This window comes from Sphingomonas faeni (assembly GCF_040407505.1).
GTDB classification, from domain to species: Bacteria; Pseudomonadota; Alphaproteobacteria; order Sphingomonadales; family Sphingomonadaceae; genus Sphingomonas; species Sphingomonas faeni_E.
Window position 1 is genome coordinate 977,599 of the sequence record NZ_JAPZPQ010000001.1, and the last position, 24,191, is coordinate 1,001,789.

Below are 24,191 nucleotides of genomic sequence, written 5' to 3' on the forward strand. Positions count from 1 at the left end.
CGAAGCCCCGGTGAGCTATGCATGATCACCGGATCGTGACGATCACCTGATCAGTGATGCGGCCGGCTTGGTCGACTAGGCGAAGGCGGTGTCGGCCTGGTGGAGCGAAGAACAGCAGTTGTTGTGCGGCGGGGCCGAGGTCGCGGTTGTCGAGGAAGACGTGATGCGCGCGGACGTCGCCGGTGGTCTCGATCGCGAGGCGCTGGCGGTCGGCGGGGATGTCGGGGTCTATCGCGTAGACGCTGCCCGAGGCGGGGTTGACGATCCGCGCGCGCCGGGCGGTGGCTGGCGCCGCGGCGATCAGCGACTGGCCGGTGCCGCGGAGAAAGTATTCCACGCGGGGCTGCTCGATCGCGTCGGCAAACGCGATGCGGCGGTGCTCGACGCCGGCGGGCATGGGCGGCCCGCGTTCGTCGTCGCGTCCGAGCGCCAGCATCACGTCGCGCCACACCGGCGCCGCGCCGCTGGTGCCGGAGACCGCGCGCATCGGGTCGCCCTCGACGTTCCCGACCCAGACCGCGACCGTATAGCGGCGCGAGAACCCGACGCACCAATTGTCGCGCATGCCTTTCGAGGTGCCCGTCTTCACCGCGGTCCAGAACGGCAGGCGCAGGGCCGAATCGAGGCCGAAGGTGGCGGCGCGGGCGTTGGGGTCGGCCATCATGTCGGCGACGATCCACGCGGCAGCGGGGGTCGTGACCGGACGAGCGGCAACGTGGGGAGCATCGGCGGTGAGCCGCAACGGGGACCAGCGCCCGCCGTTCGCCAGCGACCGGTACGCGTCGGCCTGTTCGAGCAGAGTCACCTCCGCCGATCCGAGCGCAAGGCTGAACCCGTAATAATCGCCGTCCTCGACGAGACCACGATAGCCCGTATCCCAGAGCCGATCGCGGAACGGTTCGACCCCGACCAGCAGCAGCGTCCGCACCGCTGGCACGTTGAGCGATCCCGCCAGCGCACTGCGCACCGACACGCGCCCCTTGAACCCGCGATCGTAATTTTGCGGTACGTACAGCCCCGACGCGGTATCGAGCTGCACGGGAGAATCGTCGAGCACCGAGGCCGGGGTCAGGTATCCGCGCTCGATCGCCTGCGCGTAGAGGAACGGTTTCAGCGTCGACCCGGCCTGGCGATAGGCGTTCGCGGCATCGACGGCTGGCGCGGTCGAGGCGCCGCCGATCCCGCCGACATAGGCAAGGACGTCACCGCTCGCATTGTCGATCACCACCGCGGACCCGTCGCGCGCGCGCGATCCGCCGAGCCCGAGAAGCTGGCGACGCAGCGCGGCGGCGACCGTGCGCTGGAGCGCGGCATCGAGCGTGGTGGTGATCCGCAGACCGGGCTTGGTCAGCAGGCGATCGGCGAGATGCGGCGCGAGGCCCGGATCGAGCGCGAGCGTTCGGACGGGACCGAGCATCGACGCGGCCTCGCTCGCGAACCGCGTACAGTCCCCCGCGCCACCCAGGCGACACGCCCGCGCGGCGATGCGAGGGGCGGGCGCCTGGGGATCGGGGAGCAGCGCGGTCAGCAGCAGCGCATCGTCGCGCGCCATCGCCGCGGGGGTCTTGCCGAACAGCGACAGCGCCGCCGCGCCGATCCCCTTCGCCTCGCCGCGGAACGGTGCGAGGTTGAGATACGCCTCGAGTATCTGGTCCTTGCTCCACGTCATCTCGAGCAATCGCGCCGCGCGCATCTGGCGGAGCTTGTCGCGCCAGCCGCGTGCGCCGGGCATCGCCAGCGTCGGCGACAGGAACGCCGCGACCTGCATCGAGAGCGTACTGGCACCCCTGCCCCGCTCGCCCTTCGCGCGCGCGCGAACCGAGCCGAGGATCGCCAGCCAGTCGACGCCGCCGTGGCTGCGGAAGCGGGCGTCCTCCGCCGCGACGACGGTGGCGGGCACGATCGGCGCGATCTGGTCGAGCGGTACCCATGCCAGTCGCCGCGCCGCGAAATTGACGCGGGCGCTGTCGATCAGCACGCCGTGGCGATCGTACAGCCACGCTTCCGACGGCTTCCACGCAGCGCGCACCTGCGCATAGCCCGGCAAGGGCGGCGGGAACGTCGCCCAGTCGAACCCGACCGCGGCCAGGATCAACACCAGCAATCCGGCAAGCGCCGCGCGCTGCTTCATCGATCCGCGACGACCATCGTCTGGTTCGGCACTGCGGCGCGAATTGCGGGCGAATACATCGCCTCGACCCGGCTTGGCGGCATCTGGAACCGGCCGGCGCCGTTGAGCCGCAGCGTGTACGTCACGGTGGTGGTCCCCTTGGGCAGCCAGGCGAAATAGGCGCGCCACGTATCGCGGCCGCGTTCGACATAGCTCGGCCCGCCGCTTTCACCATCTGCCCCGCCGCCCTGCTGGAGCAGCTGCGATTGGCCACCGAGGTCGCCGATCACGGTCGCGCCGGCGGGCACCGGATCGCTGATTGCGACCCAGTTGCGCTCGGCGGTCGCCTCGACCGACAGCGTCACCCGGAGCACGTCGCCGGTCGTCAGCCGCCCTGCCGTACGCGCCTGTACGACGTCGACTTTCCGCGTCAGGCGATAGCCGGCGAACAGCGGTTGCCGCAGCGGCACCGCCGCCGAGATCGACACGGTCGCCCACGGCCCGGCCCCGCCGCCTTGCGCCAACCGCAGCGGTCCGGCGGCGGCGAGCGGGAACGATACCGTCCTCGCCGGCTCCGCCAGCGGCCAGCCGCGCGCGACGCTACGCCCTGCATAAGACAGCATCGTCGTCCCCGTGACCGCCTGCGCCGGATAGACCTGCGCGAACCGCCGCGCGGCGATCGCCCCCCACGCGTTGGCGGTGGTCGTATCCCAATGCCCGCGCGACTGGCGCAGCGCCGTGCCGACCATCAGCCGCGGCGCGTCGTCCTGCCAACCCGGCCGCCCGAGCACCACCGCGGTCGCCTTGTTCGCCGCCTCGTCCGCCGACGACATCAGCCACCACGACGCGTTGGCCGAGTCCGACAGATCGAGCCGCGTGCCCTCGAACACCAACCGCGTCCGCAACACCGCCTCGGCCTGCGCCTTGGCCTCGGTCGACGCACCAGGGATCGCCGTCAGTGCGGTGATGTAGTCGGCGAGGCTCGCGGTCGGCATCTCGGCGGGCGTCATGCCGATCTGGCCGAGCATCGCTGCCGTCGCCTCGCCCTGCCGCGCCAAGGCCGCCAGTGCCGCGACCTTGGTTAGGCGGACATCGCCGTAATCCTCATGCCGCAAGCGCCCGTCGAGCACCGCCTTCATCGCCTCGATCATCCGCGCGCGCTGGACCGGCGGCAGTGACAGGTTCGCCGCGCCCGTCATCGACAGGACATAGGCGGTCAGCGCCTCGGACCCCTGCAGGCTGTCGCCGGGGAAATACCGGAGCAGGCCATCGGGCGCCTGATAGGTCGGGATCTCGCCCGCCAGCGTCACCCAACCCGCGATGTCGCCAAGCACGACGATCCGCGACAGCCGCTGCTCGAAACAGTTGAACGGATAGCGGCTCATATAGTCGCGCACCCCGGCTAGCGACGGCGCCAGCGTATCGGCGAGGCGGATGTCGACGCTGCCGCGACCCGGCAGCGCCCCCATCGGCGGCGCGATCGGGATCATCGTATTCTCACCGACCTGCGCGAGCGTTGCCGCCCAGATCTCGGTCGGCACCGCCGGGATGACGTCCTGCGTTACCGTCACCTGATCGGTCGCGCGGCCGTCGTGACTGCTAGCCCGCACCGTCCAGCGCAGCGTATCGACGCCCGCAGGCGCGGTGAGGTTCCACGCCACCGGTGCCGCACCACCCGCGGGAATGGTGACGGTGAGCGGCTTGCCTTGCGCGATCCGCGGGAAGACGTCGACGTTCGCCGTGACGGTCATCGCGCGGTCCGATCCGTTCCGGAGCGTAAACCGCGCGCCGTAGAAATCACCCGATCGGACGAGCGGCGGCATCCCGGCATAGAGCGACAGGTCCTGCGCGGTGCGGATGTCGGTGCTGCCGGTGCCGAAAGCCTGCGCGCCATCGGTGGCGATCGCGACGAGCTTGAACGACGACAGCGCATCCGACAGCGGCACGGACACGCGCGCACGCCCTTGCGCATCGAGCGGGACATGCCCCTTCCACAGCAGCACCGGCTGGAAATTCTCGCGGTTGAGCCCCGACAGGTCGCCGCCGCCACCGCCGCCACCCGCTTCGAGCGCCTTGCGTCCATAATGCCGCTTGCCGACGACCTGCATCTGCGCGGTCGCGGTCAAGACCGACAGAGGGCGATCGCCCATCATCGCGTCGAGAATGTTCCAGCTGTCGTTCGGCGCAAGTTGCAGCAACGCCTGATCGACCGCGGCGAACGCGACATCGGCCTCGCGCGCCGGGCTGCCATCGGGCTTCCGCACCTGGATCGCGACGTTGGCCGTCCCCCGCGGCGCGTAACGCTCGCGATCCGCCTTGACCGCGACGGCGAGCGTATGGCCCTCCCAGCCAACCTTCACCTTGGCGATGCCGAGGCGGTAGGCGGGCTTGGCGAGATCGACCAGCGCGGTCGGCTCGGCCGCGTCCTCGGGCGTGTCCGACAGCCCGAGCGTCCGCGCGATCCGGTGGATCCAGCTCCAGAAACCGCTCTCGACACGGCCGCGCACGACCAGCACCGAGACATAGACGTCGGGCGCATAGGCCGCGTCCATCGGCACTTCGATCACCGGGTCCTTGCCCGACAATTCGGTCACGAAGCTCGACAACACGCCCTCGCGCTCGACGCTGACCAAAGCGGTCGCCGAGCGGAACGGCATCCGTACCTGGAACCGCGCGGTCTCGCCCGACGCATAGGTGAGCTTTTCTGGCACGACGTCCATCCGGTCGCCATTGTCGCCGCCGAACCACCAGTCGTCGTTCCCCGCGAGCCACACCGACTTCACCGCGCGGGCGACGTTGCCGTCGGCGTCGGTCGTGGTGACGACCGCGTAGATCTCGCCCGATACGCCCGGATCCGCCTTGCACTGCGCAAGCCCCTGCGCATCGGTGGTCGCGCTGCACGAGGCCGACAGCTTGGTCGTCCGCATCCGGTTGTCATAGGCGTAGAACCCGCCGATCAGCCGCCGCCGCGCGGTCAGTATCTGGCGACTGTAGAGCGCGACCGACAGCTTCTGTCCCTTGATCGGCTTGCCGTCGGTATCGAGCGCGACGAAGCGCAGGCGCAGATCGTCCGCGCGCATCATCCACCCATCGGTCGCGATGCCGAGTTGCACGCCCGAGGCGTAGATCGGGATCGATTTCGACGCGGTCAGCGTCTCGCCATTGGCATCGCGGTAATCCATCTCGACCTGCATATCGGTCGTGCCGGGCAGCGTTTGCGGCATGTCGACCGTCATCCGCCGCGTACCGTCGCTGCCGAGCGTCGCCGGCAGCATCTGGGTGGGCGGCAACGGCGTCTTCGCATCCTCGCCCTCGCCGTCGAGCGGCTTGACGCCCTCGGTGATCGGTTCACCGCCGAAGCTGAACTTGTCGTAGCCGACAGGCGTCGCACTATGCGCGAACCAGCCGATGCGGACGTCGACCGGCAAGCCGGGGGCACCGCCGCCCGAGAGATAGCCTGCGAACAGATCGAGCTGGGCGGTGCGTGGCTTGACGAGCGCGGTCTTCGGCCCGGTCACGCTCGCGCGCATCGTCGGCAGGCGATATTCGTCGACCTTGAACGACTGCGCGGATTCGGTGGTGATGTCGCCGACGACAAAGACGAGGTCGTAATCGCCCATCGGCGCTCCATTGGGCGCGGTCCAGACCGTCTCGCCGGTACCGTTGGCGCCGATCGTCACGGGCATCTCGAACTGCGTGTCCGAGCCGCGATGCGACAGCCGCAGCGTGCCGGTAAAGCCGGGCACCAACGAGAAGCCGCGCGCGTCGGGGCGGCGCAGGATATGCTTCATGTGGATCGTCTCGCCCTGGCGGACCAGCGCGCGATCGAACACGGTGTGGATGATGTCGGTCGCCGCCGAATAGCCATAGGACAGGTCGAAATCGAACGGCCGGATGCCCTCGCCCCAGTCGGTCAGCGTGAAGCTGAAATCGTCGCCCGTACGCGCCGAGATCATCAGCGGATGCGGCGAACCCTCGCCCTTGCAGCTACCATAGGTCTCGGGTTCGGGCAGCCCGCGCGCGACCATCAGCCCGCCGCTCTTGTCGGTCGCGCCGCGCGCGAGCGGCTTCCCCGTACAGCTGTCGCTGACCTGCACGACCGCGTTCGCCACCGGCTTGCCGGTCGACAGCCGCGTGACCCAGGCGAGCGAGCGATCGCGCCCCCATTCGAAATGCACCGCCAGATCGGTGACTAGCGCGGCGCTCGCAACATAGCGCGGCACGTCGCGGCCGAGCAACGCGCGGCCCAGCGTCGGGCTGGCGAGTTCGACGACGTAGAAACCAGGCTTGCCGAGCGGCAGGCCGACGACCTCGAAGTCCTTGCCCTTGCCCGGCAGATCGAGCTTGAACGGATCGCCTCCACCGCCGCTAGCCCCGCCGCCACCGCTCCCGAACAGCAGCGGTTTCTCGCCGGTATGGTTGATCTGGAGCGGCTCGGCCCCCTTGCGCTCGATCGTCTGATAGTCGGTCTTGCCCGCCTCCTCGACGCGCCGCAGCCACGCGGCGATCTCGCCGTCGGTACCGCCCACGCGCAGCCGCTGGCCGCCGATCCCCGCGGTCTGGCCTTGCAGCGACGGCTCGACGTTGCGCACGGTAACGGGCAGCACGCCGCCCTGTTTCGCCTCGAGGATGCCAAAATCGGCCGCGAACTTGACGAGCGGCGGCGCTTCGTCGAACTTCACCTCGAGCGGGAAACGTTCGCGGTTGGCGAGGATGCGGCCGCTTTCGTCCTTGAGCTCGGCGGGGATCGACACGTTGCCACGCGTCGCGAACGGCAAGGGTGCGGCGAAAGTGACCTGTTCGATCGTCGCGCGGGTCTTTTCCTCGTCGCTGAACACGGGCGCGATCGACTTGCCGTCGGCGAGCATCAGGCGGACCTGCGTCGCCGCGCTCATCGGGACGGGCGCGGAGAACCGCAGATACGCCTTCTCGACCGGGCTGCATCCCGCCGCGGTGTTGACGCGCGAGCATTCGAACCGCGCGGTGAAGGGTTTCCGAACGGTGAAGTCGAACCGCTGGTCGGCACCGGCGAGCTTGCCCCCGGCACTGGCGATGTTCGCGCCCCACACCAGCGCCATGTCGCGGCCCGGCGGCAAAGGCCGACGACACTTTAACGCGGTAATGCCGGCCAGCGCGCGCTGGCGCGACGCGGTATCGGCGGGGACCGTCTTGGGCAGCCCGGCGCTTTCGAGGAAATTGGTGACCGAGTAGTTGTTGCCCAACCCGGCGAGCAGCTTGCCCGGCAAGTCGGGCGCGAGCACGTCGACCGCGATCTTCTCGCCGATTCCGTCGACCGCGCAATAGGCGTTAGCGGCGATCGATTCACGGGTCGCAAGCATGTTCGCGGCGACCAGGAACACCTGGTCCTCCTCGATATCGCCTTCGCCGGGCAGCACCGCGCGGGCGATGGGACCGCCGGCATCGACGGTGAAGCTCTCCGCATCGACGCCGTAGCCCGCCGCGCTTTTGAGTCCCTCTCGCGTCGCCAGCGTGCAGCGGGTGCCGCCGGGCAGGCCTTGCGCGAAGTCCCAGACATAGGTCTGCTGATCTACCCAGCGCCCTTCGCCCGACACCGCGCACTCGACCTTCAGCGGCGACGCGGCGCGCGGATCGCCGAGCGGGACGATCGCGTCGCTGAACCGCACGGTAAAGCGCGTGATCGCGCCGTCCGAGATGTTGGGCGTGGCAAGCGTGACGTGCGGCGTATCGCCCCCGAACGCGGCAACCGGCGCAACGACGATCGCAAGCGCCGCCCACAGTCTAGCAAATCGCATGCCCGCTCTCCCCGCCCGTAGAATAGTGGCTGGGTAGCGCTAGTCCAGACTTAACCTCGGAACGCTTGATCGCGGTGTTACCAGGGGCGACAAATGGTTTGCCCGAAACCAACACATAGGGCGAAATATGAAAGCCGCGGATGCACTATAAAACTGGTATTTCGCGGGCTTAAGCGTTCCAAACACTGGACTATTCAACGACCTGTCATACCAGCGCGCGGCGGTAGAACTCGAAGGTGAGGCTCATTGCCTGCAGGAACAACGCAGGGTCGTAGCGCGGGCCTTCGTCCCTCAGGAATGCGTGCTGGGCATTCAGCTCGTGCCACTCATAGTTCGCGCCGACCTCTTCCAGCCGAGCGCGGATCGTTTCCCGACCGGCGAAGGGAACGTGTGGGTCCTGCCGGCCAAATACGAACATCGCGGCGGCCTTCAGCGCGGCCATCCGCGCAAGGCTGTCGTCCGCTCGCCCCTCACCGAGCGTGCCCGAATGGATGTCCGTCGGATAGAAGCATGCGGCTGCGGATACGCGCGGGTCGAGCGCGGCGCGGTAGGCGAGATGGCCGCCGAGGCACACACCGAACGTTCCCAGCCGGCCATTGCATGCCGGGTGTGCGAGCAATGCGGACAGGCCGGCCTCCGCGTCCGCGTCGAAGGCGGCGACGGGCTTGGCGACCTTCAACGCGTTGCCGCGATCCGTGCCGGCGGGATCATAGGCGAGAACCGTGCCCGGCGCCTCATACTCGTGATAGACCTCGGGCACGGCGACGACATAGCCGTTGCCGGCGATCATCGCGGCCAGCCTGCGGATCGGTGCGGTGACCTGGTAGATCTCCGAAAACAGGAGAATGCCGGGGAAGCGGCCCTCGATCGCGGGCCGGAACATGTGCATCCGCATCGGGCCGCTGCCCGACACGGCGACATCCTGGGTCTCGTCGCTGCGCAAGATCATCCGCTCATCCTCATGCCGGTACGATTCGGAGTCATCGCGCGCCGCCGCCATAGATCGCGCGCGCGTCGCGCTTGAACGCCGCGCCGCTGTCCTCGCGGCTGTAGAACATGTGGCCGCCCGGATAGACGTTGAGCTTCACGCGCTCGGTGGCGCCGAAGCTCGGCATCTGGTCGACGATCAGCCGCGAGGCGAAGAACGGGCAGGACAGGTCGTCCCAGCCGTGCACGATCATCACCGCCATCTTGGGATCGTTGGCGATCGCTTTGCGGAGGTCGGTGACGGGGGTGTCGTCGGGCTTGCCGCGATCCCACGCCGAATTCACCTCGTAGGACAGCGCATGATAGCGCGCGTCGGTCTTCCACCCGACGACGCGCGTGACGAAGTCGACCATCGCGCTGGTCGTCGGCGCGATCAGCGCGTCGAGGATCGGGTCGTTCGACTGGCGTTGCGCGGACCAGGGAAACGGATCGAACGCGGTGACGTTCGAATCGTAGACGCTGCCGATCGTCCCGTCCGCGCGGTGGATCTCGCGCAGGAACGTCGCGGAATCGACACGGCCGCCCATTTTCTGCACCAGCGCCGGATCGAGCCCCGTCAGCCGGCTGACGTTGGTGACGAGCCGCGAGACCGCCTGCGGATCGGTGCGTCCGCGCAGCAGATCGGTGGCGAAGGCGCCACGGGTGTACGCTTCGACATCGACCATCGCCGCGGGGGTGAGTTGATGCTGTTGCTCGAGATGCGCCGCCGCCATCGACGGCAGGTCGATCATCCACGGCAGCGGCGACAACGCGGTCGCGCCGTCGCCCGAGGCGGGATCGAGATACGGCGAGACCATGACGATCCCGTTGACCCCGACGCCGATCTGAGACTGGAGCTCGTACGCGATCCGCGGCGCGCGGTAGCCGCCATAGCTTTCGCCCATTACGTATTTTGGCGAGCGCAAACGCCCGGCTTTTACCAGCCAGTCGTAGACGACCTTCGACAAATATTTGATGTCGGGATCGTTGGCGTAGAACGCCTTCTTGGTCTTCTCCTCATCGACCAGGCTGCGGCTGAAGCCCGTGCCGACCGGGTCGATGAAGACGAGGTCGGTAAAGTCGAGCCAGCTGTTCGGATTGTCGGTCGTGATCGGTGCGTCGGACGGCGCATTGCCCTGCGCGCCGAACTGGACGCGCTTGGGTCCGACCGCGCCGAGGTTGAGGTAGACCGACGATGCGCCCGGCCCGCCGTTGAACGCGAACGTCACCGGGCGGTTGGTGGCGCCTCCCGTCGCGACATAGGACGTGTAGACGACCTGGCCGATCTCCTTGCCCTTGTCGTCGCGCACCGGGATCGTGCCGATGGTGGCGTCGTAGGCGATCGTCCGGCCGCCGATCGATGCCGACTGGCGCACCGTCTTGTCGGCGGGGAGCGGCGGGAACTTGAACTCGTCGTCGACCTTCTTCTCGACGGTCGAGGTCTCCTTCTTGTCCTGTGCCGCGATCGGCGCGGCGAGCAGGCAAGTCGCGGCGAGTGCGGTGACGAAACGTGCGATCACTTGGCTGCACCACCGCCGGCGGCGATCCAGGCGTCGATCTTGCGTTCGAGCACGGGCATTGGCAGCGACCCGGTATCGAGCACCTGTGCATGAAAATCACGCGGATCGAACTTCGCCCCGAGCGCCGCCTGCGCCTTGGCCTTGGTTCGCGCGATCGTCAGCTGGCCGATCTTGTAGGCTAGCGCCTGGCCCGGAATCGCAATGTAACGTTCCACCTCGGCGGTCGCATCTGTCCGCGCCATCGGCGAATTGGCAAGCATGTAGTCGATCGCCTGATCGCGCGTCCAACCCTTGGCGTGAATGCCGCTGTCGACCACCAGCCGCATCGCGCGCAGCATCTCGTCGTTCAGCCCGCCCATCCGCTGATACGGATCGGTCTCCATCCCGAGCTCCTTCCAGAGGCTCTCGGCATAGAGCGCCCAGCCCTCGACATAGGCGGTGTTGCCGCCGAACCGCATGAAGGCGGGGAGTGCGGTGTTCTCCTGCGCGAGGCTGATCTGGAAATGATGCCCGGGCACGCCCTCGTGCAGGAACAGCGTCTCCATCTCCCACATGTACCGCGAGGGCAGGTCGTAGCTGTTGTAGTAGAACACCCCCGGCCGCGATCCGTCCGGCGTGCCGCCCTCGTACGAGCCGCCGGCCGAGCCCTTTTCCTTGAATGCAGGGACCGGGCGGATTTCGAGCGCGGTCTTCGGCGTCAGCGAGAACTGCTCGGGAATCCGCTGATAGATGCGCTTCTCGATCGCCTGATAGCCGTCGCGAAGCTGCGCGACCGAACTTGGCTGGAACTGCTTGTCGGTGCGCAGGAAGGTGAAGAACGCGGGCAGATCGCCCTTGAACCCGACCGCCTGCTTCTGCGCCTCCATCCCCTTCAGGATGCGCGCGACTTCGGACAGGCCGAGCTGGTGGACCTGCTCGGCGGTCATCGGCAACGTCGTGCGCTGCTGGATCAGGTAGGTGTAATAGGCATCGCCGCCGGGCAGCGCAGACAGGCCGACGGTGTCGCGCGCGACCGGCAGATACGTCTTGGCGAGGAAATCGCGCATCCGCTGGTGCGCGGGCGTGATGACGTCGCGGATCTGCTTGGCATAGGCCGCCTTGAGACGCGTCTGGTCGGCGGCCGAGATCGTCGCGGGGAAGGTCTTAACCGGGCCGTAGAAGGTCGAGCCCTCGACGCCTTCCGCGATCAGATTGTCGAACTCCTGGATCATGTTGGTGACGACCAGCTTGGGCTGGACGATCTTGTCCTTCATGCCCTGGCGGAACAGGGTAATCGCGCGGTCGAGCAGGGCCGCATATTGCGCGCTACGCTTGAGGTTGTTCTCATAGTCCGCGAGCGTCTTGAACGGCGCCGCGCCCTTGCCCGACGCGAAGTCGGGATAGAAGGTCTGGAAACCGCCGAAATGGTCGATCGGCAGGTCGCGTTGCACCTTCAGGATAGCGGGCGCGTAGCCGGCCAAATCGGTCTCGTTGCGCGTCCTGAACACGTCATAGGCGATCTGGTCGGTCGGCGACAGCTTGGTCCGGTCGATCGCTTTCAGCGCGGCGAGGTCATGCTCGATCGCGGCGCGTTCGGCGGCGAGGTACGCATCGGTGAGATAGTCGCCGAGCCGGTCGGCATAGCGCAGGTCGCCGCGGAAAATCGCCTCGATCGGGTTGCGCTTCAGGCTCGCCTCATCGCTGTCGTAGAATAGTCGTTTCAGGCGCGTGTCGTCCGTGCTCTCGCCCGCTTGCGCGACCGGCGGGGGGAGCGCCTGCGCCGTCGCCGCGCCCGCGGCAATCGTGGTAGACAGTAGAGCGACGAACATCAGTTTGACGGACACCATGCGTTCCTTTGGATGCGATGGTGCGGGGGTAGGATGCGGCAGGCGTAGCTGCAAGCGTCTGCGACGATGTCCCTGATCAGGGGAAACCGCCGAGCAGCCACCGCTATCCCGGCGCCGGGCAGGGGGCCGGGATACAGGCCCGATCAGGCGGGCTCCATCACTGCCAGCAGATCGTCGACATTGCCCACGGCGAACGCGGAGAACTCGTCGCCGATCGCGTAGGGCAGCAGGATGCGACGATCGCGGATGAGGGCACCGCAGCTATAGGTCACGTTGGGCACATAGCCTCCGCGATGCTCTGCGCTGGGAAACAACAGGGGCGATGCGGTGCGGGCGAGCACCTTCGACGGATCGTCCTTGTCGAGCAGGCAGGCACCGATGCAGTATCCCCGGACCATGCCGACGCCGTGCGTGAAGACCAGCCAACCCTCGTCTATTTCGATCGGCGATCCGCAATTGCCGAGCTGGACGAATTCCCAAGGGTATTTCGGCGCCATGATCGGCGTTCCAGTGTCCCACGTGTAGAGATCGTCGGACCGCAGCAGCCAGATATTCTCGCTGTCCTGGCGGCCGAGCATCACGAACTGGTTGTCGATGCGCCGCGGGAACAGCGCCATTCCCTTATACCCGGTCATCGCGCCGGCCAGCGGCCTCATCTCTACCCGGCGCAGGTCGACACCGCGCAGGATCTCCTGGCGCGCATCCTTGCCGTCGAACGCAGTGTACGTGCCGATGATACTGCGGACACCGTCGTGATCGGTGAAATTGACGAGGCGGAGGTCCTCGATGCCCTGGCGCTGGCTCGGCAGTACGGGGAAGATGACGGTTTCGGACGCGTCCTGACTGTCCTCGCATACCAGCCGGACCCAGCCGTCCTCCTGCCGCTCGATGCGAGGTGGTACGCCGTGCGCGCTCGGCGGATCGATCACCAGTCGGTCGCCCGGGCCCCATTCACCGGTGCGAAACGTAATCGACGAAATATGTCCCTCGCCGATCCCCCGCAGCGACATGACGAAGCGGATGGCGCCGGGCATTGTCGGTTCTTCGTCCGTCAGCGAGACGATGCTGGGATTGAAGAGGGCAGCCGACTCGAATGCGTATTCCTGGCTGAAATAGGCGCCGATCAGGAGCCGTTCGTCGTCGTTGAAATCGCCGTCACCTAATTCCTCGCGCATCTCCTCGAAGCGGCGAAGCAGCACCTGCTCGACGTTGCGATGACGCTCCCGCATCGGGGTAAGCAACAGGTCGAGCATCCTCGCCCGCATCGCATCGTCGAGTCCCTGGATGCGGTCCACGACAACCTGGCTGCGCGGCGGGTGATCCGCCGCAAACGCTGCCGGATAGCCGAAGCTGAACGGCCGGATCACGGTGCGCGACGGATCGGGCTTCAGTTCGACGTCGAGCGTGTTGAAGACATCGGCAGCGTTCATCGGCATCGTTCCTTTGACCCGGTCGCGGACGGACATTCGCGACGAACTTAGGTAACGATGCCGAGCGGCTCACGATCCCAGGCCGAAATTTAGCCGTGCATCGCCAACCGACGGGTCAGGAGGCGGCCGACTCAACTGCCTCCGATTAGGAAACCGGCCGGATCACCATCAACGCGGCTTCACGAACTTGAGCGTCAATCGATCGCTTTCGCCGATCGCTGCATATTTTGCGTGATCGACGTCCTTCAGGCGATACGTCGGCGGCAGCGTCCAGACACCTTCCGGATGATCGTGCGAATCCTTCGGATTGGCATTGATCCGGGACTCGCCCGCAAGCGTGAAGCCAGCTTGCTGCGCGAGCCGGACTATCGTCGACCGCTTGATGTAACCGCTCGTCTTCTCGCGTGCCGTGTCCATCTCCTCCGGCAAGCGATGGTCGACCACGCCAAGCACCCCGCCCGGCTTCAACGCTGCATAGAACCCGGCGAACACGCGGTTCGCTACGGCGGGATCGTCCTGCATCAGCAAATTGTGAACGTTGCGGAACGTGAGCACCACGTCGGCGCTCCCGGCTGGGATCGACGATGCTCCGGTCTTGAAGTCGATCGTCGCAACCTTCGTCGCGCCATAAATAGCGACCTTTTCGGCGAATGTCTTGCGCGTGCGGTCTGCCTGGGCAGCGGGGACCAGGGCGACATACTCCCCCCGGCCCTTTACGATCGGCGCGAGGATCTCGGTATACCAACCGCCCGCCGGCAGGAATTCGACGATGGTCTGCGTCGGCTTCACGCCAAAGAACGCCAGTGTCTCCGCCGGATGGCGATAGCGATCGCGCGCCCGGTTAGCAGGCGTCCGCGTCGAGGCCGCGATACCGGCAGCGATGTCCTTGGACGGGGCAACGGACTGCGCGACTACCCCCGTAGCCCCAAATGCGGCGAGGCAGGTCAAGGTGGTGAGCAATCGGTTCATGTCGTTACACTCCCTGGAATAGTCGGGAGTGTTCATGCCCCGCCCGAGCCGCTCGTTCAATCTCGGCCTTGCTGTCCGACGATACCCGACAGGCGCGTCAGTCATCCGATCCACCGATAGGCTACTGGCATTCATTGACGCGGTCGAACGGAGGCATCAGACGCGCCAGCTACTGCTTCGCTGGACTGTGGTGGGTCGATCTTGCCTGAAAATACCGCAACTCCGGTCGGTACGCTGGTGCTGTTCAGCGCCGGGGACTTTGCGTTCAATCTCTACTGGCAGACTATCAGCCTTTACCTGCTGTTTTTCTACATGGACGTGCTGGCGTTGCCGCCTAGCACCGCCGGGCTGATCTTCATGATCGGGGCGATTTGGGATGGCGCCGCCGATTTCCTCGCGGGGGCGGCCACGGAGCGGATGCGGCTTTCGTATCGTCGGCTGGTTGGATGGGGCGCCTTGCCGCTCGGGTTGGCGTTCGCGGCGATGTTCTCAGTGCCGACCGGTGCGGCACGCTGGGCGCTGGCTACGCAGGTACTATTTCGGATGCTGTATGCGTTCACAAACGTTCCGTACGCGGCATGGACGACACGCGTGGCGCTAACCAGTGGGGAACGCTCGCTGGTGGCGGGCTGGCGTATGGCGTTCGGTTCGGCCGCCGCAGCGTTGGTGGCACTTGCCCTGCCCTGGCTGGCGGAACGGACCGGGAGCTACGGTGCGGCCAGCACAATGCTTGCGATCATCGGCGTGCCGTTGCTCGCAATCATGGCGTGGCGCGTTCCCGAACCGAGCCCCCCGGCCCCGAATGCCGGTCGACCCGCCATCCGTGCGAAACTGGCGGCGCTCGCACGCAACCGGGCGTTCGTTGCGCTCAATCTCGCGGTGGCACTGGGCGGCGCGGCGACTGCACTGACCACGCAATCGGTGCTGTATTTCTTTCGCTACGTATTGCTGGACACCCCCGGCGGACCGCGATCGCTAGCCGGTATGGCGTGCGCCAGCCTTGTCGCCGTGCCGGTCTGGACTGCGCTCGGCCGTCGTCATGGCGCGCGCACCGCGTGGATCGGCACAGGCACGCTGGCGCTGCTTTTGCCCGCCGGATTTGCACTGATCGCTACCCCCGGCAGTGTGGAGACTACCGCGTTCTTGCTGGCAATGCAGGCGACCTTTATCGGATTCGCCCTTGCCGCATGGACGCTGCTGCCCGACGCGGTCGACTGGGACGAAGCGCGCACCGGCGAGCGGGTCGAGGCGCTCGCGTTCGGTACGTTCGCGCTCGTGCAGAAGATCGCACTGGCCGGAGCGGGGTTTGCAATCGGCGCAGTGTATCAGGCGAACGGCTTCATCGCTGGCGCTGCACAGGGCGCGGACAGCTTGCGCGCGATCCGTTGGCTTATGCTCGCCGGGCCTGCCGTTTTGATCGCGGCGATGGTCGCGGCGGTGATCGCCATCCCGCTGCGCCGCGATACGCTGTCGCGTCTCAGGTGAGCGTGAACTCGCCTGAGACGCCTTCGGCCTGTGCCGAGGGGGCGATCCATATCTGGAACCGGCCTGGCTCGACGGTCGGTTTCAGATCGCGTCCGACGAACAGCAGATCGCTGCGGCGGAGCGTGAACGACACGATCTGCCGCTCGCCGGGCTTGAGCGCGATCTTCCGAAACGCCTTCAGTTCGCGCACCGGCCGGGTGATGCTGGCGGCGAGATCGCGGCTGTAGAGCTGGACCGTTTCTTCCGCCGCCCGCGTGCCGGTGTTGGCGATCGTCGCGCGCACGACAAGCCCACCATCGCGGGCCATGATCCCGGTGCCGAGGTCGAGGCCCGAATACCCGATCGCGCCATAGGTCAGGCCGTGGCCGAACGGGAACAGAGCGTCGTTGGCGAACTCGCGGTAATGCGCTTTGTACTCTGTCAATGGACCCGACGGGTTTGGGCGACCGGTACTCTTGTGATCGTAGTGATAGGGTTCCTGCCCGGTCGCATGCGGGAACGACACCGGCAGGCGCGCGGACGGCCCTATCTTGCCGAACAGTACGTCGGCGATCGCCGGCCCGTCCTGCGACCCTAGGAACCACGTAACGAGGATCGCGGGGGCGCCGAGAACCGCTCCGCTGAGCGCCAATGCACGGCCGGTGCGAAGTAGGACGACGAGCGGCTTGCCGGTTGCGGCGACCGCTTCGACCAGCGCCATCTGCGCTGAGGGGATAACGATGTCGACGCGCGATTGTGCCTCGCCCGACATACGCTGGCTCTCGCCGATCGCGAGCACGACGACGTCGGCCGCGCGCGCTGCGGCGATCGCTGCGGCGATGCCGCCGGCCAGAGGTTCGTCGATACCCGAGCCGAGCGCGGTGCTGACGAGCGACGGATCGGCAACGGTTGCGCGAACGCCGGTCGCGAGATCCACGGCCTCGGCATCTGTGCCGTAGACGTTCCAGGGGCCGATCAGGTCGTGCTGTCCGGCCGCGAACGGACCGATCAGCGCGATCCGTTTCCCGATGCGTGGCAACGGCAGGAGGCTGCCGTCGTTCTTCAGCATGACGATCGACTTCGCGCCGGCCTCGCGGGCGAGTGCAAGGTTCTCGCGGGTGCGGATACGGGTTTTCTCGCGGCGCGGATCGATTCGACGGAACGGGTCATCGAAGAGGCCGAGCTGCACCTTCAACGCGAGGACGCGACGGACGGCTTCGTCGAGCCGGGCCATCGGCACGTCGCCCGACGCGACCAGATCTGGCAGGTGCTTCAGGTAGAACCCGCTTTGCATGCTCATGTCGACGCCGGCCATGAACGCGAGCTTGGTCGCTTCGCGCGCGTCGGCCGCGAAGCCGTGCGCGATCAGTTCCTCGTCGCCGGTGTAATCGGACACGACCAGCCCGCCGAAACCCCATTCGCGCCGCAGGACATCGGTGAGCAGCCACCGGTTTGCGGTCGCGGGGACGCCGTTGATCTCGTTGAACGACGCCATCACGGTTGGCGAGCCCGCCGCGAACGCGGACTGGAAGGGCGGGAAATACGTCTCGCGGAGAGTGCGCTCGGAAATGTCGACCGAGTTGTAGTCGAGCCCCGCCTCAGCCGCGCCATAGGCGGCGAAATGCTTGGCGCACGACGCGACCGCATCGGGTGCCGCGAGACCGTGCTCGCCCTGGAACCCGCGGACGCGCGCAGCCGCCATCATCCGGCCGAGCAGCACGTCCTCGCCGGCACCCTCGACCCCGCGTCCCCAGCGCGCGTCGTGGGCGATGTCGACCATCGGCGCGAACGTCCAGTCGATGCCGGATGCCGCTGCCTCGGCGCCTGCCGCGCGAGCGGTCCGCCGCGCCAGCTCCGGATCGAAACTCGCGGCTTCGGCGAGCGGTACGGGGAAGACGGTCCGCAGGCCGTGGATGACGTCGGCGGCAAACAGCAGCGGGATCTTGAGCCTCGACTCGCGCAGGGCAACGGTCTGCATCCGCTGTGCCATGACCGCGCCGTTGCCGTTGAACACGCCGCCGAGTCGCCCCGCCCGGACGTCGGCGATCTGTCCGTCGAAGCTGGCGGACCCGCCCGCCGGGTTGAGCGAGGTCGCCGCCCCCCCTGCCCAGGCCGCCGCCATCAGCGTCAGTTGCCCAGCCTTTTCGACGACCGTCATCCGGCCGATTATTGCCTCGACCGATGCGGGCAACGCCGCTGCACCACCCTTCGCCTGCTGGAGCAGCGCGCGTGCAGGACTGGCCGCCCAAGCCGTCACCGCGGCCGTGCCCATCATCATCGCGCGCCGTGAAATGGCCGTAGAAATCGCCCGTGAATTCGTTGCCGCCGTCATCCGCTCACCCCTGTCCGTGCCTGTAGCGATCGCCTTGGCTCACACCGGAAAGACGATCGTCGCAAGGTTCTTGATCCCCGCTTCTGGATCATGTAACCGGTTACATCAAGAACAAGATGCCGATCGCAAGTCGCAGATCGTGCCAGAGGGGATGCTGACACTTCATGCCGCACGCCACTGTCCGTGATATCGCCCGCGAAGCCGCGGTGTCGGTGGCGACGGTGTCGCGCGCGCTGAACGGGCACAGCAATGTGCGCCCCGAAGTGCGCGAACATATCGAGGCTGTCGCCTTGCGGCTCGGCTATGTGCCGCACGCGGCGGCGCGTCATTTGAGCTCGGCAAAGTCGGGGATGATCGGCGTCGTCGTGCCGGACCTGCACGGCGAGTTCTTCTCCGAACTGTTGCGCGGCATGGACCGCGAGGCGTCCGAGCGCGGCCTGTACTGCATGATGATGGTGATGCACGGCGATGCGCAGCGCGGCGTCGCGGCGCTGCACGCGATGCGCGGCCGCGTCGACGGGCTGGTGGTGATGGCGCCGCAGGTGTCGGCGGACGAACTGCTCGCGCACCTGCCGCGCGGCATGCCTGCCGTTCTCGTGAACTGTGCGCCGGGCCAATCGGGTCGCACCGAACTGCGCATCGACAATGTTGCGGGTGCGTCCGCGCTGGTCGAGCATCTGATTGCGACCGGTCGGCGGCGGCTGGTCCACATCTCCGGGCCCGCGGGCAACATCGATGCCGATGAGCGTCTCCGCGGCGCGCAGGACGCCTGCGCACGCGCCGAGCTGTCGCTCCGCGTGCTGACGGGTGATTTCAAGGAGCCGTCGGGTGCCGCCGCCGCCACGATCCTGATCGAGGAGGGCGCCGATATCGACGCGATCTTCGCCGCCAACGACATGATGGCGATCGGCGCGATGATGACTCTCAAGCGTGCCGGTATCGTCGTGCCCGACCAGATCGCGATCTGTGGCTTCGACGACATTCCGTTGACCAGACTTATCTCGCCGTCCCTCACGTCGGCGAGTATCGACATCGCCAGCTTCGGGGCCAGCGCTGTCGCGCGGCTGGTGAAGGCGATCGCTGGCGATGACGACGGCGGCGTCGAGCAGCGCGTACCGATCGTGATGGTGCGCGAGTCCACTGGCCCCGCGCTCCGGGGCCACCGAGTTCAAAATCCTTCCAGCATTTACAACGAGAAACCCGAACAATCGGGAACAGGGGAACTACCATGAATACGATGATGTTGCGCGCAGCGCTCGTCTCGCTGACCGCATTGTCGAGCGGGCTGCTGTTCGCGCCGGCGCCGGCAACGGCACAGGTCGGTCAGGCATCGCTCCGCGGCACGATCACCGCCCCCGCCGACAATCCGGTCGTCGAGGTCACCGCGGTCGAGATCGCTACCGGGCTGCGGCGCACCGTGCCTGCCGAGACCGGCGGCGCGTACAACTTCGCCTCGCTGCGCGCAGGTACCTATCGGCTTGAGATCAAGCAGCGCAACGGCACGCGCAATTCGGACGCGTTCACGCTGCGCGTCGGTCAGGTTGCCGGGCTCGACCTCGATTTGTCGGCGCCGACCGCACCGGCTGCGCCTGCCGGCACCGCCGAAACGCCCGCTTCAGGCACAGCCGAAACCGGTGACGAGATCGTCGTCACCGGCAATCGCATCCGCTCGCTTGCCGGTGGCCAAGTCGGCAGCGTCATTTCGTCGCGCCTGATCGAGCAACTGCCACAGAACAACCGCAACTTCCTCGCCTTCGCCGATCTCGCACCCGGCGTGCGCTTCATCGAGGACGCGAGCGGGGCGTCGCGAATCCAGGGCGGTGGCCAGGATAGCCGCACCGTCAACGTCTTCATCGATGGCGTCAGCCAGAAGGATTACGTCCTCAAGAACGGCATCACAGGGCAGGATTCCTCGCCCGGCAACCCGTTTCCGCAGCTCGGTATCGGCGAGTATCAGGTGCTGTCGTCGAACTACAAGGCGGAGTTCGACCAGGTCAGCTCGGTCGCGATCACGGCAGTCACGAAGTCGGGCACCAACCAGTTCCACGGCGAGGGCTTCTACGACTTCACCAACCAGAATTTGCGCGATCGTCGGCCGAGCGAAATCTTCCCGACCGTGATCTCCAAGGTCGACACCAGCAACAAGCAGTTCGGTGCGGCGCTCGGCGGCCCGATCATCAAGGACAAGGCGCACTTCTTCTTCACGTACGAAGGCAAGCGCATATCCAGTCCGTACGACGTTCGGCCCGAGAACGGCTATCCGGTGTCGTCGATCCCGCAGCAGTATCAGGGTAATTTCGGCACCTTCGCGCAGCAGTTCAAGGAAGACCTGTATTTCGGCAAGATCGATATCGTGCCGACCGACAACGACCTGATCGAGCTGTCGGGCAAGTATCGCGACGAGTCAGGCCTGCAGAACGCGACCGGGATCAATGCTGCGAGTACGTCGACCTTGAACAAGGTCGTCGACAAGCGCGGCCTGCTCCGCTGGCAGCATACCGGCGACAAGTGGATCAACGACGCGCGCGTGTCGTACGAGGACGTGGTCTTCTCGCCGAGGCCGTCGACCGATGGCATCACGCAATTCTTCCAGGCGACGCAGCGGATCGGCACGGGCACGCAGCGCACCGACCTGCTCCGTGCAGGCGCCGGCGGCAATTTCCAGACCAAGGGCCAGAAGGGTTGGACCGTCCAGGACGATTTCACCTTCACCGGCCTTCAGGGCCACACGATCAAGGTCGGTGCCAAGGCAAAACGGGTCAAGCTCAACACGCTTGAGCAGAATTTGACCAACCCGCAATACACCTACGACGTCAACGCGATCCCCGGCGTCGCCTTCAACGATACGCTGCCCTATAAACTCGAGTTCGGTGCACCGGGGACATCTGGCAATGCGAGCGTTCGATCGAACAATTTCCAGATCGGCTTCTACGCGCAGGATGATTGGGACGTCACCAGCCACCTGACGCTCAATCTCGGCCTGCGCTGGGATTACGAGCGGACGCCGGCGTATCTGGACTATGCCACGGCTCCGGAGATCGTAGCGGCGGTGTCGCCTGCCAATTATACAAATCTCATCGGCGCCGATTACGACATCAACAACTATATCTCGACCGGCAACAACCGGAAGGCGTTCAAGGGCGCGTGGCAGCCGCGGCTCGGCTTCACCTATCGCTTCGACGAGGCCGGCCGCTTCTCGATGTTCGGTGGCTATGGCCGGTCCTATGACCGCAACCAGTTCGACTTCCTCCAGCAGGAGGTCAGCCAGGGCGCGTACCAGGTCCGCACGTTCAACTTCATCGGCAACGATTCCCTCAACCCCTGCGTGGCGAGCCAGACCTGTATCGCGTGGAACCCCGCCTATCTGACCGAGGCCGGACGCCAGCAGCTCACGAGCTCGGCCGCGGGCGGCGGGCGTGCCATCGTCATGATGAACAACGACCTGAAGCTGCCCTATGCGGACCAGTTCAGCCTCGGCCTGCGCGGACGCTTCTCGCCAGTCGAACTCGAAGTCGGTTTCACGCATATCGAAAGCAACGACGGGTTTGCGTTCCTGCTCGGCAATCGCCGTCCGGATGGGAGCTTCTTCTTGAACGATCCCGCAAGCGTGTCGGATGTTCCTCAATCCCCATTCACCTACTCACCCAACGGCTATGGCTCGATCATCCTCGGCACCAATGGCCTCAAGACCAATTCCGACGCGGTTTATTTCAAGCTGACCAAGACCTATTCTGCGGCGTCGCCGTGGAGCATCGACGCGACCTACACCTACACGCAGGCGGACGAGAACCGGCAGTTCGGTGAGACCTATGCGCTCGATTACGCGCAGATCTCGGATTATCCGACGCTGCGGTCGTCGGGGGTGCCGCGTCACCGGTTCGTGATCGCGGGCAGCGTCGATACACCGATCGGCGTGACGATCTCGAGCAAGTTCCAGATCGAATCGCCGAGCTACCTGAAGGCCTTCCTCGATAGCTCGGAGCCATTCGCGCGAACACTGCTCGGGCGGCAGGCGGATAGCCTCGGCGATCTCTGGGGTCGCCGACAGCTCGACTTCGCGTTCACCAAATACGTGCCGCTCGGCTTCATCACCGATCAGACGAAGATTCGCATGCGGCTCGATATCCTGAACGTGATGAACGACCGCAATTACGTCGACTTCAACAACAGTCCCATCGATCCGAATTACGGCCAGCGATCGACCTACAGCACGGGCGGCAACGCGCCGCGTACGATCAAGCTGTCGGCGGGCTTCTCGTTCTAGACCATCTCGGCGGGACGCGGTCTTGCTGCGTCCCGCCCCTATTCTTGCTTACCAGTAACCGAAGGACGTCATGATCGATCGCAGGCAGATGCTGGGCCGCACGTCGTTGGGCCTGGCAGGACTTATCGCCGGCTGCGCCATGCCATCCGCCACTACCCGGCTAGGCAGCGTAACCGGCACCGCTACGGGCACGGCGATGCCGACCGCGCTGCTCGGCGATCTGCATCAGCGCAGTTTCCGATTCTTCTGGGAGACTACGGATCCCGCGACCGGACTGGCACCGGATCGCTGGCCGACGCCGTCGTTCGCGTCGATCGCCGCAGTCGGGTTCGCGCTGACCGCGTATCCGATCGGCGTCGCCAACGGATGGATCACGCGGGACGAGGCGCGCACGAGGACGCTCGCCACACTCGAATTCTTTGCCGCGGCACCGCAGGGCGACAGCAAGAGCGACGATAGCGGTTACAAGGGGCTGTTCTACCACTTCCTCGGCACCACCAAGGGCCACCGGTTCGCCCGCGCGGAACTGTCGACGATCGACACCGCGCTGTTGATCGGCGGCGTGCTGTTCGCGCAGAGCTGGTTCGATTCGGTTCATCCTGGCGAGGTCCGAATTCGGACGCTCGCGGACCAACTTTACGCGGCGATCGACTGGAACTGGATCGTGCCCCGCACGCCGTTCATGTCGATGGGCTGGCACCCCGAAAGTGGGTTCATCGCACATGATTGGAACATCTATAACGAGGCGTTGCTGCTGTACGTTCTGGCGCTGGGGTCGCCGACGCACGCGTTGCCGGCGGAGACCTGGGACGCGTGGACCGATCGCTTCGATGCGCAGTGGACCGACAAATGGGGCGAGCCGCACGTCCATTTCGCGCCGCTGTTCGTGCATCAATATAGCCATTGCTGGATCGACTTCCGTGGCATCCGCGATCGTTACATGGCGAAGAAGGGCATCGATTATTTCGAGAACAGCCGCAGGGCGGTGCGCGCACAACGGAACTATGCGATCGTCAATCCGGGCGGGTGGACCGGCTATGGTCCCGACGTCTGGGGGCTGACCGCATGCGATGGTCCGGGCGATTTCACGATCGACCTCGGCGGACGTAAGCGCGAGTTCTTCAGCTATTCCGCGCGGGGTCCGGCCGACCGCGACGATGGCACCTTGGCACCTACCGCGGCGGCGGCGTCGATCGCGTTCGAGCCGGAACTGGCTCGCCGCGCAATCGAGACGATGCATGGTCGCTACGGCCCGCAGATCTACGGCAAATACGGGTTTCTCGACTCGTTCAACCCGACGCTGACCGCGGCGTCGGCGCCGTTGAAGCATGGCCGCATCGATCCGAAAATGGGCTGGGTCGACGGCGACTATCTCGGCATCGATCAGGGTGCGATCGTCGTGATGATGGAGAATTGGCGGACCGGGCTGGTGTGGACGACGATGCGGCGCAACCCGCACATCCGCCGCGGTCTGCAGCGCGCGGGCTTTACCGGTGGCTGGCTGGGCTGACCGACGGTACCGTGCCGTAGTTCGTG

The 24,191-nt window shown here is 66.4% G+C and carries 13 protein-coding genes; 5 read left to right on the forward strand and 8 right to left on the reverse strand.

The features are described from left to right. Positions 1–25: 25 nt before the first annotated feature. The 7 genes from pbpC to O6X71_RS04500 form a co-directional block, all read right to left on the reverse strand. Entirely contained in the window at positions 26–2,131 is a 2,106-nt protein-coding gene (gene pbpC, locus O6X71_RS04470) for a penicillin-binding protein 1C (protein ID WP_353464637.1), read from the reverse strand. Further along, complete coding sequence (locus tag O6X71_RS04475) at positions 2,128–7,884, reverse strand: alpha-2-macroglobulin family protein (RefSeq protein WP_353464638.1); 5,757 nt, start codon at positions 7,882–7,884, stop codon at positions 2,128–2,130. Before O6X71_RS04475 ends, pbpC begins: the two co-directional genes overlap by 4 nt. A 205-nt stretch (positions 7,885–8,089) precedes the next feature. After that, entirely contained in the window at positions 8,090–8,833 is a 744-nt protein-coding gene (locus O6X71_RS04480) for a dienelactone hydrolase family protein (protein ID WP_353464639.1), read from the reverse strand. Between the two features lie 31 nt (positions 8,834–8,864). Further along, positions 8,865–10,370: a S10 family peptidase gene (locus O6X71_RS04485; protein ID WP_353464640.1), complete on the reverse strand. Its 1,506-nt coding sequence runs from the start codon at positions 10,368–10,370 to the stop codon at positions 8,865–8,867. Next, entirely contained in the window at positions 10,367–12,196 is a 1,830-nt protein-coding gene (locus tag O6X71_RS04490; RefSeq protein WP_353464641.1) for a DUF885 domain-containing protein, read from the reverse strand. The genes O6X71_RS04485 and O6X71_RS04490 overlap by 4 nt, the downstream gene beginning before the upstream one ends. A gap of 143 nt (positions 12,197–12,339) precedes the next feature. Continuing rightward, on the reverse strand, positions 12,340–13,626 hold the full coding sequence (locus O6X71_RS04495) for a glycoside hydrolase family 130 protein (RefSeq protein ID WP_353464642.1): 1,287 nt from the start codon (positions 13,624–13,626) through the stop codon (positions 12,340–12,342). Positions 13,627–13,794: 168 nt separating this feature from the next. Then, a complete protein-coding gene (locus O6X71_RS04500) occupies positions 13,795–14,595 on the reverse strand; it encodes a class I SAM-dependent methyltransferase (RefSeq protein WP_353464643.1) in 801 nt (266 codons plus the stop codon). A gap of 201 nt (positions 14,596–14,796) precedes the next feature. Between O6X71_RS04500 and O6X71_RS04505 the strand changes: the two genes are divergently transcribed. Further along, the gene (locus O6X71_RS04505) at positions 14,797–16,080 is read left to right on the forward strand and encodes an MFS transporter (protein ID WP_353464644.1); all 1,284 of its coding nucleotides are present in this window, start codon (positions 14,797–14,799) and stop codon (positions 16,078–16,080) included. Here the strand turns inward: O6X71_RS04505 and O6X71_RS04510 are convergent. Next, entirely contained in the window at positions 16,073–18,337 is a 2,265-nt protein-coding gene (locus O6X71_RS04510; protein ID WP_353464645.1) for a glycoside hydrolase family 3 N-terminal domain-containing protein, read from the reverse strand. The two genes, O6X71_RS04505 and O6X71_RS04510, sit on opposite strands and share 8 nt — an antisense overlap. On the opposite strand from O6X71_RS04510, the gene O6X71_RS04515 reads away from it, so the two are divergent. The 4 genes from O6X71_RS04515 (at position 18,324) to O6X71_RS04530 (ending at position 24,165) form a co-directional block, all read left to right on the forward strand. Continuing rightward, positions 18,324–18,578: a hypothetical protein gene (locus tag O6X71_RS04515; RefSeq protein WP_353464646.1), complete on the forward strand. Its 255-nt coding sequence runs from the start codon at positions 18,324–18,326 to the stop codon at positions 18,576–18,578. The two genes, O6X71_RS04510 and O6X71_RS04515, sit on opposite strands and share 14 nt — an antisense overlap. Then, positions 18,556–19,623 (forward strand): LacI family DNA-binding transcriptional regulator, encoded by a 1,068-nt coding sequence (locus O6X71_RS04520; RefSeq protein ID WP_353464647.1) that lies wholly within the window; start codon positions 18,556–18,558, stop codon positions 19,621–19,623. The genes O6X71_RS04515 and O6X71_RS04520 overlap by 23 nt, the downstream gene beginning before the upstream one ends. Continuing rightward, positions 19,620–22,655: a TonB-dependent receptor gene (locus O6X71_RS04525; RefSeq protein ID WP_353464648.1), complete on the forward strand. Its 3,036-nt coding sequence runs from the start codon at positions 19,620–19,622 to the stop codon at positions 22,653–22,655. Before O6X71_RS04520 ends, O6X71_RS04525 begins: the two co-directional genes overlap by 4 nt. A 70-nt stretch (positions 22,656–22,725) precedes the next feature. Continuing rightward, entirely contained in the window at positions 22,726–24,165 is a 1,440-nt protein-coding gene (locus O6X71_RS04530) for a glucoamylase family protein (RefSeq protein WP_353464649.1), read from the forward strand. The last annotated feature ends 26 nt before the right edge of the window (positions 24,166–24,191 follow it).